The 14,555-nt window shown below is 66.9% G+C and carries 10 protein-coding genes; 3 read left to right on the top strand and 7 right to left on the bottom strand.

Annotated features, from left to right (window positions below; translation table 11 throughout):
• Positions 1-8: 8 nt before the first annotated feature.
• The 5 genes from prfB to OXM58_04775 form a co-directional block, all read right to left on the bottom strand.
• A protein-coding gene (gene prfB, locus OXM58_04755; protein MDE0147659.1) for a peptide chain release factor 2 occupies positions 9-1,122 on the bottom strand; the annotation gives its coding sequence in 2 pieces (ribosomal slippage) (positions 9-1,052 and positions 1,054-1,122; 1,113 coding nt in all).
• 176 nt (positions 1,123-1,298) lie between these two features.
• Positions 1,299-1,862, bottom strand: a complete 564-nt coding sequence (locus OXM58_04760; GenBank protein MDE0147660.1) for a GNAT family N-acetyltransferase — start codon at positions 1,860-1,862, stop codon at positions 1,299-1,301.
• Positions 1,852-2,163, bottom strand: coding sequence for a DUF1778 domain-containing protein (locus OXM58_04765; protein ID MDE0147661.1), 312 nt, complete (start codon positions 2,161-2,163; stop codon positions 1,852-1,854). The genes OXM58_04760 and OXM58_04765 overlap by 11 nt, the downstream gene beginning before the upstream one ends.
• A gap of 108 nt (positions 2,164-2,271) precedes the next feature.
• On the bottom strand, positions 2,272-4,842 hold the full coding sequence (locus OXM58_04770) for a penicillin-binding protein 1A (protein MDE0147662.1): 2,571 nt from the start codon (positions 4,840-4,842) through the stop codon (positions 2,272-2,274).
• Positions 4,843-4,950: 108 nt separating this feature from the next.
• Positions 4,951-5,820 (bottom strand): N-acetylmuramoyl-L-alanine amidase, encoded by an 870-nt coding sequence (locus OXM58_04775; protein MDE0147663.1) that lies wholly within the window; start codon positions 5,818-5,820, stop codon positions 4,951-4,953.
• Positions 5,821-6,377: 557 nt separating this feature from the next.
• On the opposite strand from OXM58_04775, the gene OXM58_04780 reads away from it, so the two are divergent.
• On the top strand, positions 6,378-9,209 hold the full coding sequence (locus OXM58_04780) for an Rne/Rng family ribonuclease (protein MDE0147664.1): 2,832 nt from the start codon (positions 6,378-6,380) through the stop codon (positions 9,207-9,209).
• Positions 9,210-9,271: 62 nt separating this feature from the next.
• Here the strand turns inward: OXM58_04780 and OXM58_04785 are convergent, their stop codons facing one another.
• Positions 9,272-10,378, bottom strand: coding sequence for an aminotransferase class I/II-fold pyridoxal phosphate-dependent enzyme (locus tag OXM58_04785; GenBank protein ID MDE0147665.1), 1,107 nt, complete (start codon positions 10,376-10,378; stop codon positions 9,272-9,274).
• A 155-nt stretch (positions 10,379-10,533) separates the two neighbouring features.
• Between OXM58_04785 and OXM58_04790 the strand changes: the two genes are divergently transcribed.
• Complete coding sequence (locus OXM58_04790; GenBank protein MDE0147666.1) at positions 10,534-11,880, top strand: M48 family metalloprotease; 1,347 nt, start codon at positions 10,534-10,536, stop codon at positions 11,878-11,880.
• 41 nt (positions 11,881-11,921) lie between these two features.
• Positions 11,922-12,713: a DsbA family protein gene (locus tag OXM58_04795; protein ID MDE0147667.1), complete on the top strand. Its 792-nt coding sequence runs from the start codon at positions 11,922-11,924 to the stop codon at positions 12,711-12,713.
• A gap of 72 nt (positions 12,714-12,785) precedes the next feature.
• Here OXM58_04795 and OXM58_04800 read toward each other — a convergent pair whose 3' ends face one another.
• The gene (locus tag OXM58_04800) at positions 12,786-14,444 is read right to left on the bottom strand and encodes an NAD+ synthase (GenBank protein ID MDE0147668.1); all 1,659 of its coding nucleotides are present in this window, start codon (positions 14,442-14,444) and stop codon (positions 12,786-12,788) included.
• Between the last annotated feature and the right edge of the window lie 111 nt (positions 14,445-14,555).

The following is a 14,555-nucleotide window of genomic DNA, read 5'->3' on the forward strand; positions in this document are numbered from 1 at the left end:
CCGCTCCGTTACGCTTCGCGTTTTGCACCGATTTTTGCGGCAAGCGCCGCTTCGAGGAAGCCGTCGATGTCGCCGTCGAGCACGCCCTGGGCGTTGCCCTTCTCGACGTTGGTGCGCAGGTCTTTCACCATCTGGTAGGGGTGCAGCACATAGGAGCGGATCTGGTGGCCCCAGCCGATCTCGCTCTTGGCCTCGTGCGCTTCCTGGACCTCCGCCTCGCGTTTCTGAAGTTCCAGTTCAAACAGTCGGGCGCGAAGCAGTTTCCAGGCCTCCGCCCGGTTGCGGTGCTGGGAGCGGTCGTTCTGGCACTGCACGACGATTCCCGTCGGCGTATGGGTCAGGCGGACGGCGCTGTCGGTCTTGTTGACATGCTGGCCGCCGGCGCCGGACGCCCGGTAGGTGTCGACCCGGACCTGCGATTCGTCGATCTCGATCTCGATATCGTCGTCGACCACCGGATAGACCCAGGCCGAGGCGAAGCTGGTATGACGCCGGGAACTCGTGTCGTAGGGCGAGATGCGCACGAGGCGATGCACGCCGCTTTCCGTCTTGAGCCAGCCATAGGCGTTGTCGCCGTTGATGCGCAGGGTCGTGGATTTGATGCCGGCCTCTTCGCCGAGGCTCTCCTCCAGCCATTCGATCCCGTAGCCGTGGGCGTCGGCCCAGCGGGTGTACATGCGCACCAGCATCTCGGCCCAGTCCTGGCTCTCGGTGCCGCCGGCGCCGGCATGGATCTCGAGGAAGCAGTCGTTGCCGTCCGCCTCGCCGGACAGCAGGCTCTCGAGCTGCCGCTTGGCCGCAACGGCCTGCAACGCGGTGAGCGCCTTCTCGGCGTCGTCCAGGGTCTCGGCGTCCTCTTCCTCTTCGGCGAGGGCGATCAGTTCGAGCGTATCCTCGAATTCCTGTTCCAGCGCGCGAAACCCGGCGAGGCGTTTTTCGGTCGCGGTGCGTTCGCGCATGACCGCTTGGGCGCGGTCGGCATCGTTCCACAAATCCGGTTCTTCGGCCTGGGCGTTCAGAACGCCGAGGCGCCGTTCCAGGGCCTCCGGGTCAAAGATGCCTCCTCAGCAGCCCGATCGACTGCCTGATTTCATCGGCAACCGCCTGGGTTTCCGCTTTCATGTCAGCCTTCAGCGATGGGTCCGGGCCGGAATGCCGTCCCGGAAAGGATCATGCCAGTCCGGCGCGTTCGTCTATCACGACCGCTTGTCCGGAAGGAAGGCCGGGGCTTGTTTCCTCCCGGCGCCGGTCGTCCCGTAGGCCGTCTCGTCCCTTTCGGCGGAGTCCGCCGCGGCACGCTATCCGTCGCCGAACATGGCCCGGATCGTGCCGATGGCGATGAACATCCGCTCCGGGCGATCCTGAAAGCTCCGAAAACCGAGGCGGCGGTAAAACGCCATACGACGGGCGAAGGTCTCGTTTCCGCCGTCGCCGATCACATCGAGAACGACCAGCTTGAGCCCTACCTCACCTGCGACATTCCGGGCGCGGGCAAGCGCGTCGATGGCAAGGTCCGACCCGAGTCCCTTGCCTTGCCAGCTAAGGTCCACGGCAATCATGGAGAGGTACAGCGCCGGGATGCTGCCCGTGTTGGGCGCGCGTTTGGGGCGGTCGGCTCCGAGATCCCCGGTCGCGACCGCATGGGCATTCAGCGCATAGTAGCCCAGGATTTTGGGCGAGCCCTCGGCCACCGCGACGAATACCCGCGTAAAGTCGTCTTTCTGCTGCTTCCTCGCGCTGAACCGCAGAAAGTTGTCGAGGCGCTCCGTGCCGCAGGAAAAGCCCGACCGCTCATGCCGGGCAGGATCGAACGGCTCGATGACGATTGTGAAATCGGCCTCGCGGTCTCCGTCACCCTGCATTGGCGATCCGGGAGCGGTATCCGCGAACCGCGTCCCGAGCCGCCCTTGTCGGCGGCGGCGGATTGTCGAGCGCCTCCAGCAGCGTCCGCCGGTCGCGCTCCGAAAGCGCCGTGGTCTGATGCTCGCGCAGAACCCGCTCCGCCTCCCGCGCGGCCGACGCCCTGACGAACGCCGAGAGCTTGACCCCTGTCAGTTCCGCGGCGCGCGACATGAGCGCCTTTTCGCTCGGCCTCACGCGCATCTCGAGGTGGTCGGTTGCCTTCTCGTCCGAAAGCGCTTCGACATCCCTGAAGTCCAACACGGCGACACCCTCCGGATTGTCCCGACAATGTAGGTATATCTCCTGCCTGCGTCAATCCTGGGCCCAGCGGTTAGACCCCGCGAAGCCATCCTGACCGTCGGCCGGCATTCAATACTCTTCGCTCGCCGTCTCGCTGAAGTCCGAGCCGCCCTCGCCCGGCGCCAGCCCGTCGGGCGCCGACCCCGGCTTCGCACCGATCTTGAAATACTCGAGATAGGGTTTGTCCCTCTTCCTTTTCCCGCTCTCCCGGTCCGGCTTGACGCGGATCGCCACCAGTCCCCTGGGCGGCCGGAAATCCTCCTCCGGCCCGATGAGCGCCTTTTTCATGAAATCGCGGAATATGGGTGTGGCGGTCCGGCCGCCTTCCTCGAAATTGCCCAGCGAATAGGAATTGTCGAAACCGACCCAGGTCGCCGCCACGAGACCGGGCGACATGCCGACGAACCAGGCATCGACGACATCGTTGGTCGTTCCGGTCTTGCCGGCAAGCGGCCGGCCGACCTGCGAAACCTGGCGGCCGGTGCCGTGCTCGACCACGCCTTGCAGGATCGAGACGATCTGGAATGCGCTTTGCCTGCCGATCACCTGCTCGCGCTCGTCCGGCAGTTTCGGCATTTCCTGGTCTTGCCATTCCGGCGACCGGCACGCGGCGCATTCGACGGCATCGTGGCGGAAAATCGTCCGGCCGCGGCGGTCCTGTATCCGGTCGACCAGCGTCGGCGTCACCCGGCGCCCGCCGTTCACCATCATCGAATATCCCACCGCCATCTTGAGCGGCGTCGTCTCGTAGGCGCCGAGCGCCGCGGACATGGTGGTCGGCAGTTTCTCTGCGATACCCAGGCGGCCCGCCATATCCGACACCTTCGCCAGTCCGACCCGATTGGCCAGGCGGATCGTCATCACGTTGCGCGACAGTTCGAGGCCCCGGCGCAGCGTCGTCGGGCCGTAGAATTTGCCGGAGTGGTTGAGCGGCTTGTAATATTCGCCGTCCGGCTGCTTCACCACGACCGGCGCGTCCAGCACCCTGGTCGTCGGCGTAAACCCGTTTTCGAGTGCCGTGAGAAACACGATCGGCTTGAAGGCGGAGCCGGGCTGCCGCCGTGCCTGGGTCGCCGTGTTGAACTGGCTGATCCGGAAACTGTATCCGCCGCTCATGGCCAGAATACGGCCGGTGTGGGGATCCATGGCGACGATCGCGGCCGTAGCCATCGGAATCTGGCGCAACGTGTATGTCCCGTCCGGGTAGGCCTTGCCCTTGCGGTTCACGCGAACCGGCTCGACCAGGATCACGTCGCCCGTGCGCAGGACATCGGCGGCCTTGCGGACGCGCGGCCCCACCGCGGTGTACATCTTCTTTCCGCTCTTGCGCGTCTTGACGCTCTGCTTGCGCGCCCAGGCGAGTTCCGCCAGCGGAATCGCGCCGCTGCCGCCGTCGGCAAATCCGATGACGGCCCGGTTCCTTTCGGTCTTCAGGACGAGCGCCAGCGACCATGTTCCGGCGCCGGCCGGCCGCTTCACCTGAGACAGCTTTTTCCGCCATCCCTCGGCCCAGCGCGCGCCGTAGGTCTGCGGCAGCCGCGCCACGGGTCCGCGATAGCCGTGGCGCCGGTCATAGGCCACCAGACCCTTGCGCAACGCCTCGTCGGCATACTGCTGCAGCGCCGGGTCGAGCGTGGAGCGCACCGAATAGCCGCCCTTTTTCATTTTCTCTTCGCCATATTTTGCGATGAGTTCCCGGCGCAGCTCCTCAACGAAATATTCCGCGCCGACGCTGGATTGCGCCTCCTGCCGGACCAGGCCCAGCGGCGCCTTGAGGGCGAGGCGCGCCTCGTCTCCGGTGATGTAGCCGTCCGCGCGCATCCGCTGGACGACATAGGCGCGCCGGGCCGTGGCAGCCCTCGGGTTCCTGAAGGGGTTGTAGCGGGTCGGCGCCTGCGGCATGCCGGCGAGCATGGCCGCCTCGGCGATCGACAGGTCGCGCAGCGGCTTGTTGAAATAGGTCTGGGCCGCGGCAGCCACGCCGTAGGCGCGATTGCCGAGGAAAATCTCGTTCAGATACAGTTCCAGTATCCGATCCTTGGACAAGGCCGCTTCGATGCGCATGGCCAGGATGATTTCGCGGATTTTACGCTTCAGCGTCTTCTCGCTGGTAAAGAAGAAGTTCTTGGCGACCTGCTGGGTGATCGTCGAGCCGCCGACCACCCGGCTGCCTCCGGCGAGATAGGAGCCCACCGTCGTGAAGCCGGCGCGCATCGTTCCGATCAGGTCGACGCCCCGATGGGTGAAGAAACGCTGGTCCTCGGCCGAAATGAACGCATGCACGACCGTCTCGGGCATCAGCTTGTAGGGGATGAAAATTCTTTTTTCGGTGGCGAACTCGCCGATCAGGCGGCCGTCTCCGGCGTAGACGCGGCTCACGATCGGCGGTTCGTAGTTCGCCAGCCGGGCAAGGCCGGGCAGATCGCGGCCGTAGAACCAGAAGGCGAACAACACGACCGCGAACCCCAGGATCGCCACGGCGAAACCCAGGCTGAGCAGACCCACGACCAGGCGGCCGAGGAAGGAAGGCCGTTTGCGGGTTCCGCGCCGTGGCGTTGCCGAATCCTGCTGCCGGCCGTCCGGGTGCGGCGTTTCGTCGGCGGCAATCCGGTCTTCAGGCGTGATCCTGATATCGCTCATAAACTCTTCCGCCCCGGCGGCCCTGCACCGGTCGATCTCCCGTGCCGGCGGCGCCGGGCACGTTACCACTGTCACAGCTATATGGTTGAACTATGGCGGCGGCGCCACTCACCGGCGCGAATTTTCGGCGCCGAAAGCCCGATTGCCGGCCTTGCCGGCGGCCGCAGCCCCGCTGAAATACTGCGCGATTGCGCGCGCAAGCACAGCCGCGAGGCGCTTCCTGTATGTCATCGTGCGCAGCAGTTCCTCGTCCTGCGCATTGGTGAGAAAACCGAGCTCGACGAGCACCGAAGGCACATCCGGCGCCCGCAGCACCGCAAAATCCGCCGAGCGCTGCGGTTTGCTCAGCAGCCGGACGCGGGCGCGCGCCGAACGGACGATCAGCGACGAAATCCTGGCGGAACCCGCGCGCGTCTCCCGCCGGACAAGGTCAAGGAGAATGGCGGAAACCGATCTGCCGGAGCCCCGCAGATCGACGCCGGCAATCGCATCCGACCGGTTTACGCGCTCTGCCAGCCGCGCCGCCAGCCGGTCCGAGGCGCGCGCCGACAGCGTGTGGACCGACAGCCCCCGCTGCCCGACGAACGGATTGGCGTCGGCGTGGATCGAAACGAACAGAGCAGCCCGGTGACGCCGGGCGAATTCGTAACGCTCCTGCAGCCGAACGTATCGATCGCCATTCCGCGTCAGCAGGATGCGGAACCGGCTGTCCCGCACCAGGAAACGGCGAACGACCCGGGCGATCGACAAGACCACCGCTTTTTCTTCCAGGCCTGTGGAACCGACCGCGCCCTTGTCGATGCCGCCGTGGCCCGGATCGAGCACCACCGTCCAGCGCTGCCGGTCCGGCGTGTCGGCAGCGGCCGACCGTCGCGCCGCCTCCTGCGACATTGCCGGTGTCGCCAGCGCCGCGACAAGCATCCCCGCCAAGGCGCCGCCAAGCTGAACCCGCGCCCGATTCTTGCAGAATTCCGGCATGGTTCGATCCTGCATCGCCCCGTTATTTCCCGATCATTTGCGAACGGATGTACAGCCAAGACGACGTCTTTTCCCGCAACAAAGTTTATTCAAATTTTATTGACAAACATATTCCCGATTGTCGCGCCGCCCGATTGAGACTAGTTTCTTGCCGTTGCGGCCCGTGCTGGAAAGCAGCGCGCTCGCGCAAGAGCGCCTTTTCCGGCAACGCGGAGCCGGCGGCGTCATTCGCATCGGAACCGACAATCGGGGTGCGAAGCGCCGCCCGAAGTACGCGTCGGGGCCAGGGCAACGAAATGCAATGGCGAAATCGCCGGACGGAATCTCCGGCGCCGCAGGACGCCAAAGTCGGGCAGAACGGGTGCCCATACCAAGCGCCCCTTCCAACGACCGCGAATTTGGCGATGACGCAGGCGCCACGAAATAGGCCCAGGTTATTGTCGGGCCGTTTGTAACACCGGTTCCGCGGAACGTCCGTTCTGCGCCCTTCCGTCCGTACGGCGATTTCAAATTTTCCGGCTGGCGCCCGGCCAGGGCGCAGCCGTACGGAGACATCGATGACGACACGAATGTTGATTGACGCGACTCATCTGGAGGAGACCCGGGTGGTCGTCGTCAGCGGCAACCGGCTGGACGATTTCGACTACGAATCCAGCCAGAAATCCCAGTTGAAGGGAAACATTTACCTTGCAAAGGTGACCAGGGTCGAACCGTCGCTCCAGGCGGCGTTCGTCGACTATGGCGGAAACCGGCACGGTTTCCTCGCCTTCAATGAAATCCATCCCGACTATTACCGCATCCCGATCTCGGATCGCGAGGAGCTGATCCAGCAGGAAGCGGCGGAAGCCAAGGCGGAGGCCAAGGCCGAAGCGGAGGAGATCGACTCCCCCGATACGGCAGAGTCCGACGAGGACGGCGCTTCCGAACCGGAGCCGGTCGAAACGCTCGACGACGAGGCAGCCGATGCGTCCGAATCCGGCGAAACGGATGACGATGAAGGCACGGCCCGGGCAGACGAAGCCGGCGACGACGGCGCCGGCGCGAAAGCCGGAACCGACGAACCGGAAAGCGACGAACCGGGCGGCGAACCCGCGAACGAGAACGAGGCGCCGCGCCGCAGCCGCGGCCGCGGTTCGCGCGCCGCCCGTGCCGACCGCAGCGTGGATACGGTGGGCGGCGACGAGATCGAGGATATCGGCGAACGCCGCCGCCGGCCGCAGCGCCGCTATCGCATCCAGGAGGTCATTTCCCGCCGGCAGATCATCCTGGTCCAGGTCGCCAAGGAAGAGCGCGGCAACAAGGGCGCGGCGATCACCAGCTATATCTCCCTGGCCGGGCGCTATTGCGTGCTGATGCCGAATACGCCGCGCGGCGGCGGCATCTCGCGAAAGATATCGAATATGGCCGACCGCAAGCGGCTGAAGAATATCCTCGACGAATTCGACATTCCCGACGGAATGGCCGTGATCGTCCGGACCGCCGGGGCGCGGCGCACCAAGGCGGAAATCCGCCGCGACTACGAATATCTGCTCAAATTGTGGGACGAGATTCGCGAGCGCACCCTGCAATCGACGGCGCCCGCCCTGATCCACGAGGAGGGCAACCTGATCAAGCGCTCGATCCGCGATCTCTATACCAAGGAGATCGACGAGGTCCTGGTCGAGGGCGACGTCGGCTACCGCACGGCAAAGAACTTCATGAAGCTCCTGATACCCAGCCATGCCAAGCGGGTCAAAGCCTACAAGGAGCCGAAGATTCCGATGTTTCAGCGCTATCAGGTCGAGGCGCAGATCGACAACATCCAGAGCCCTTCGGTCCAGCTCAAGTCCGGTGGCACCATTGTGCTGAACAGCACCGAGGCCCTGGTGGCGATCGACGTCAACTCCGGCCGGGCGACCCGCGAGCGCAACATCGAGGAAACCGCCGTCAAGACGAACCTCGAAGCGGCTGACGAAATCGCGCGCCAGTTGAAACTGCGCGACCTGGCGGGCCTGATCGTCATCGATTTCATCGACATGGAGGACGGCCGCAACCGCCATGCGGTCGAGCGGCGCCTGAAGAGCGCCATGGGGAGCGACCGCGCGCGCATCCAGATCGGCCGGATCAGTGCGTTTGGCCTGCTGGAAATGTCCCGCCAGCGGCTGCGGCCGAGCGTTATCGAGATTTCGAGCAACACCTGCCCGACCTGCGGCGGCAGCGGGCTGATCCGTTCGACCGAATCGACCGCGCTCACGGTCCTGCGCGCCATTGAAGAGGAAGGAACCCGCCAGCGTGCCGAAGAGGTTACGGTCAGTGTGCCGCCCCAGGTCGCCTTCTACATTCTGAACCAGAAGCGCGCCGAATTGACCGCGGTCGAGGAGCGTTACGATTTCCGCATCCTCGTCGAGGCCGACGACACGCTGGTCCCGCCGGATCACCGGATCGAAAAGACCGTTTCCAGGCCCGGCATGGCCGACGAAGAGGAAGCGGAAGCGGCCGAGGAAGCCAACGGCAGGCGCCGGCGGCGGCGCGGCGGGCGCAAGCGGCGCGGCGACGAGGAGCGGACCGACGAAATCGAAGCGGAGGCGCAGACCGGAACCGGCGATACCGAGGACGGCAAGGACGCCGCCGAGGCCGCTGAGGCCCGGACGGAAGACGGCGACGAACCGAAACGGCGCCGGCGCGGCCGGCGCGGGGGCCGGCGGCGGCGCAGCGGCGAGGCGGCCGACGGCGCGGAAGCCGACGGCGCGGAAGCCGCCGGGGCCGACGCAGACGCCGGGGCCGAGGTCGAAACCGACGTCGAGGCCGCCGACGCGCCGGACGTCGATGTGCCCTCGACCGAAACGGAGCCGGGCGGCGCCCCCCCGGCGGGGGGGGCCCCCGCGGCGCCCCCCCCGGGCCCCCCCAAAAGAAAACCCCCCCCCCCCCGGCGGGGCGCGGGGCGCGCCCCCGCCGCCGCGGCCGCCCCCGAAGCCCCCCCGGCCGCCGGGGCCGCCGGGGCCGAAGAAGGAGCCGGGACTACCGATCCTCCCGCGGAGGCGGCCGCTGCTGCGCCGGAGGATGCAGAGTCGGCGCCGGCCGCCGGCCCGGACGAAGCGGCGGCGGAGGAGCCGCCGAAACCGAAGCGGGCGCGCCGCTCGCGCGCCAAAACGGCAGCCGCCAAATCCGATCCGGGCCCGGCCGAAGCGCCGGACTCTTCGCCGGCAGACGGCAATTCGGAGGCGGCCGAACCGGCGGCACCCGTCGCGGCGGGCACGAACGGTTCCGGCGCCAACGGTTCCGGCGCCGATCGGAGCACCGGCGACGCGGACGCGGCGGAAGCACCCGAGTCCGAATCCGGTACGGAACCCGGAGGACCGGACGGTTCGCCGGTCAGGAAACGCCGCGGCTGGTGGAACGTCGGCGGGTAGGCGCCCGACGGCCCCGGGATTGCCCCGGGATTGCCCTGTCGCCGGACGGACGGACGAACCGGCTAGCTCCGCCAGCGCGCCAGCCGTTCCAGCGCCGTTTCGATGTCGGCCGTGGCGGCGCAATAGCTGAACCGCATCTGGGCGTGGCCGCGCGCCGCGTCGAAGTCGACACCCGGCGTGGCGGCGATTCCGGTCTCGCTCAGCATGCGGGCGCAGAAATCCCGGCTGTCGTTGGTGAGGCCGGCAATATCGGCATAAAGATAGAAGGCGCCGTCGGCCGGCGCGAGGCGATCGAAGCCGACAGCCGGCAGCCCGTCGAGCAGCAGCGCCCTGTTGCGGCGGTACACCGCGACGTTCGCTTCGCATTCCTCATGGCAATCGAAGGCGGCGACGGCGGCGCGCTGGCTGAGCGTGGGCGGCGAAATGAACAGGTTCTGCGCCAGGCATTCGACCGCCCGGACGAGGTCCGGCGGCACGATCATCCAGCCGAGCCGCCAGCCGGTCATCGAAAAATATTTCGAGAAGCTGTTGATGACGACGGCGTCCGGATCGATCGCGGCTGCGGTCGGCGCCGGGCCGCCATAGGCGATGCCATGGTAAATCTCGTCGGAAATGAAGCGCACCTGACGGGTTGCGCACCAGTCCGAAATCGCCCGGAATTCCTCGCCGCCCAGGACCGTTCCGGTCGGATTGGACGGGCTGGCGACGATCAGGCCGTCGAGCGGCGCTTCGCGATGCGCCGCTTCCAGGAGGGCGGACGTCGGCTGGTAGCGGTCTGCCGCCGACCCTTCCAGTATGACCGGCTCGATGCCGAACGCGCCGAGAATGTTCCGGTAGCAGGGGTAGCCCGGGGCCACGGTCGCAACCCGGTCTCCGGGGTCGAACGCCGAGAGAAAGCTGAGAACGAAACCGCCGGACGATCCCGTTGTCACCGCGATCCGGCCGACGGGCACGTCGACGCCGTACCAGTCCCGATAGTGCCCGGCGATGGCTTCGCGCAGCGCCGGTATGCCGAGGCTGTCGGTATAGCCGAGCGCATCGCCGTCCATCGCCGCTTTCGCCGCTTCGACCACACCGCGGGGAGCGCCGGTGGACGGCTGGCCGACCTCGAGATGAATCACATCTCCGCGAACCGCTTCGCGCTCGTTGGCGGCCCGCATCACATCCATTACGATAAATGGCGAAACCCGGCCGCGGTCCGCGACTTTGATCACTGTGGCGACGCCTCCCGAGGCAAGGGACGGGCGGGAAATTGGCCGCAGGCGAATAACGGGCGCCCCGACCATAGCTTCCGGAGGAGATCCAGACCCCTGCGCCCTACCCGATGATCCGCTCCTTTGCAATCCTGCTGGCCTTCGTCGCCGGAACGGCGCTCCCGGCAACTGCTTCGGCGCGCGGCCTGCCGCTGATCCGCGACGCCGAGATCGAACGCGCCATCCGCGCCTACAGCGCGCCGGTTTTCGCGACGATCGGCTTCGGCGCCGACGACGTGCGGGTCCATATCGTCAACAACCGGCGGCTCAACGCCTTCGTCGCCGGCGGCCGGCATATCTTCGTCAATACCGGCCTGTTGCAGGAGGCCGAAGACGCCGGCATGGTGATCGGCGTCCTCGCACACGAGGCGGGCCATATCGCCGGCCAGCATCTGACCCAGCTGCGCAGCGCGCTCCGCGAGGCCCACATCAAACAGATCCTCACCTTCATCCTGGCGGCCGGAGCGGGCGTCGCCTCGGGCGACGGTCAGGCGGCCGGCGCCGTCGCAAGCCTCGGCAGTTCGATCGTCCACGGTACGCTCTATCGCTTTACGCGCAGCATGGAAAACGAGGCCGATGCGTTCGCGCTGGCGACACTCGACCGGATGGGCGTATCCGCGGGCGGCCTGGCAGCCCTGATGGAACGGCTGATCTCGCAGGAAGCGCTCCTGGGATCGCTGCAGGATCCGTATCTGCGGACCCACCCGTTGACACGGGAGCGCCTGAGCCGGATCCGGCACCACATGCGGCGCTCGCCCCACACGGCGAAACCGACTCCGGCCATATTCCGCAGGATCCACGCCCGGGTGCGGGCCAAACTGACGGGATTTCTTACTCCGCCCGGCACCGTCATTGCGCGGTACGAAGGCAAGGATGGCGCGCCCGAGGCGCGCTATGCGCTCGCAATCGCCTATCATCGCGCCGGACGGCTCGACAGCGCCCTCTCGACGATCGACGGCCTGATCCGCAATGCGCCGCGCGACGCCTTCTTTCACGAGCTCAAGGGACAGATTCTGCTTGAACGGGGGCTGGCGCACCGGGCCTCGCAGGCCTATGCAACGGCGGTCGGCCTCGCGCCCCGCGAAGCCCTGATCCGCAGCGCCTACGCCCATGCCCTGCTGCAGACCGGCGAGCGCGACCGGGTCCAGACGGCGCTTCGCCATCTGGTCGATGCAACCGCCAGGGACAAGACCTTCGCGACCGGCTGGCGGCTGCGGGCTGTGGCGCACGGCCGGCTCGAACAGTTCGGCGAGAGTGCCGCCGCGCTCGCCGAATATTATCTGCTGCTCGGCGACATGGCCCAGGTGCGCCTGCAGGTTCGGCGGGCCGAACGCCTGCTCAAGCCCGGCTCGCCCGGCTGGCGGCGGATCCAGGACATCAAGGGCAGCCGGCTCAACGCCGGCCCCGGCCGCCGCTAGGCGCCGGTTCCGCGGCGCCCGACGCGAAAGAGAGGCCAATCATGGTCAACCGCCCCATTATGCTCAACCGCATCGTATCGTTGGCTGTTGCGATCGCGCTGCCCCTCGGCGCTGCCGTTACGCCGGTTCAGGCCGACACCCGCTTCGACGACAGCGAGAAGCAAGAGATCCGGAAAATCGTCCGGGACTATCTGATCAAAAACCCGGAGGTTATCGTCGAGGCGATTCAGGAAATGCGCCGGCGCGACGAAGCGGCCAAGGAAGCGGCGACCGAGAGGGCCATCGCGGAAAACCGAGATGCCCTGCTGCGCAATGCGGCCGACCCGGTCGGCGGGAACCGGAAGGGCACCGCAACGGTGGTCGAGTTCTTCGACTACAATTGCGGCTGGTGCAAACGGGCCTATCCGCACATGCTGGCCGCCGCCAAGGCGGACGGCAACGTCCGTATCGTCTTCAAGGAATACCCGATTCTCGCCCCGTCTTCCCGGCTCGCGGCGCGCGCGGCGCTGGCCGCGGCGAGACAGGGAAAATACCGGGAGATGCACGACCGGCTGATGCGCCATCGGGGCGCGCTGAACGAAGCGAAGATCATGGCGGTCGCGGCGCAGGCCGGGCTCGACATTCCGAAGCTCAAGGCCGACATGGCGGCGCGCGAAATCGAAGCGGCGATCGACGCCAACCTCCAGCTTGCGGAGCGGCTCGGCATCCGCGGCACGCCGGCCTTCGTCATCGGCGGCAAGGTGATCCCCGGCATGATGCGCGCCCGGCAATATCCTGCCGAACTCGCCCGCGCCCGCAAGGAATGTGGTGCGCGGAACGCGACCGTGTGTTGAACGGATTGCGGACGCTCCGGCGCTTGACAGGGCAGCCGACGGGGGAGCCGGAAGGGCCGCGCCCGGCCGCGCTCAGATCTGGCCGCGGAATGCGTTGGTGATCGGGTAGCGGCGCTCCTTGCCGAACGCCCGGGTGCCTATCTTTACGCCGGGCGGCGCCTGCCGGCGCTTGTATTCGGCCGTATCGAGCATCTTCCAGACCCGGCGCACCGTCTCCAGATCGTGGCCGCGGGCGACGATCTCCTCGGTGCCCATATTCTCCTCGATCAGGCAGTGCAGGATATCGTCCAGGTCGGCATAGGGCGGCAGGGAATCCTCGTCCTTCTGGTCCGGCCGCAGTTCCGCCGAGGGCGGCTTGGTTATCACCCGCTCGGGCACGACCCGGCCGGCCGGGCCGAGCGCGCCGGGCGGGCGCTGCTGGTTGCGCCAGCGGCACAGCCGGAAAACGTCGGTCTTGTAGACATCCTTCAGGACCGAGTAGCCGCCGCACATGTCGCCGTAGAGGGTGGCGTAGCCGACCGACATTTCCGACTTGTTGCCGGTCGACAGCACCATGTGGCCGAACTTGTTGGAGATCGCCATGAGCGCCAGGCCGCGTGAGCGCGCCTGGATATTCTCTTCCGTCTCGTCGGCTTCGCGGCCGTCGAACTGCGGCGCAAGCATGGCCCCGAACGCGTCCATGGCCGGGCCGATATCGATCCTGTCGAGCCGCACGCCGAGCAGCGCCGCCGCCGCGGCAGCGTCTTGCAGGCTTTCTTCGGAGGTGTAGGGCGACGGCATCATCACCGTCCAGACCTTGTCCGGGCCCAGGGCATCGACGGCCACGGCTGCGGAGAGCGCCGAATCGACGCCGCCGGACAGGCCCAGAATCACGCCCGGAAAGCCGTTCTTCCGCACATAGTCGCGCAGGCCCAGGACCATCGCCTGATAGACGGATTGCAGGCCGTCGGGCGGCGGCGTGCGCTCGCCTTCTTCGCAGACCCAGCCGTCGCCGTCGCGCCGCCAGTGCGTCATCGCGACGGTCTCTTCAAAACCGGGCAGCTGGGCGGCCAGCGAATAGTCCGGGTTGACGGCAAATGAGGCGCCGTCGAAGACCAGTTCGTCCTGGCCGCCGACCTGGTTGACATAGAGGATCGGCAGGCCGGATTCGCGCACCCGGGCGAGCACGACCTGGAGGCGGGTGTCGTAGCGCCCGGCCTCGTAGGGCGACCCGTTGAGCACGATGGCGAGTTCCGCGCCGGTCTCGGCCAGGCACTCCAGCACGTCCGGCGTCCAGACATCCTCGCAAACGGGAATGCCGATCCGGACGCCGCGGAAGTCGACCGGGCCGGGAAGGTCGCCGGCAGCGAAGACCCGCTTTTCATCGAAGACGTCGTAGTTCGGCAGGTCGTATTTGCGGCGGACGGCGAGCGTGCCGCGGTCGATCAGGACGGCGGCGTTGTAGACTTGGCTTTCGACACGCCAAGGCGATCCGAAAAGTAGCCCAGCAGGGATCGCTGTCGATTGCCTCTTAAGTCGATCGATTTCCGTATGAACAAAGTCTAGGAAAAACGCCTTCTGGACCAGATCTTCGGGGGGATAGCCCGAAAGGCACAACTCTGGGAATACAACCAGGTCCGCGCCCTTTTTCGCTGCCTCAAACCAATGCTCGAACATCATCGCCGCATTGCCGGAAACGTCGCCGACGGTCGGATTGACCTGGGCAACAGCGATGCGAAGCGAATCGGTCATGATTATCCTGATTCCCGGCGCCAAAGGTCTGCTGACGGCGTCAACGCGTCCCGGTCGGAGATTGCTTGCCGGAGATATTGCCGCCCGGCGCGATGCTGGAAGGCGGCGGAA

The sequence above is a fragment of the Rhodospirillaceae bacterium genome (genome assembly GCA_028819475.1).
Taxonomy (GTDB): Bacteria; Pseudomonadota; Alphaproteobacteria; order Bin65; family Bin65; genus Bin65.

Bases quoted from the DNA above. Each gene is read 5' to 3' on its own strand.
- OXM58_04795 (MDE0147667.1), top strand. From the start codon at position 11,922: ATGGTCAACCGCCCCATTATGCTCAACCGCATCGTATCGTTGGCTGTT.
- OXM58_04780 (MDE0147664.1), top strand. From the start codon at position 6,378: ATGACGACACGAATGTTGATTGACGCGACTCATCTGGAGGAGACCCGG.
- OXM58_04770 (MDE0147662.1), bottom strand. From the start codon at position 4,842: ATGAGCGATATCAGGATCACGCCTGAAGACCGGATTGCCGCCGACGAA.
- OXM58_04800 (MDE0147668.1), bottom strand. From the start codon at position 14,444: ATGACCGATTCGCTTCGCATCGCTGTTGCCCAGGTCAATCCGACCGTC.
- OXM58_04785 (MDE0147665.1), bottom strand. From the start codon at position 10,378: ATGGATGTGATGCGGGCCGCCAACGAGCGCGAAGCGGTTCGCGGAGAT.
- OXM58_04790 (MDE0147666.1), top strand. From the start codon at position 10,534: ATGATCCGCTCCTTTGCAATCCTGCTGGCCTTCGTCGCCGGAACGGCG.
- OXM58_04775 (MDE0147663.1), bottom strand. From the start codon at position 5,820: ATGCCGGAATTCTGCAAGAATCGGGCGCGGGTTCAGCTTGGCGGCGCC.
- OXM58_04760 (MDE0147660.1), bottom strand. From the start codon at position 1,862: ATGCAGGGTGACGGAGACCGCGAGGCCGATTTCACAATCGTCATCGAG.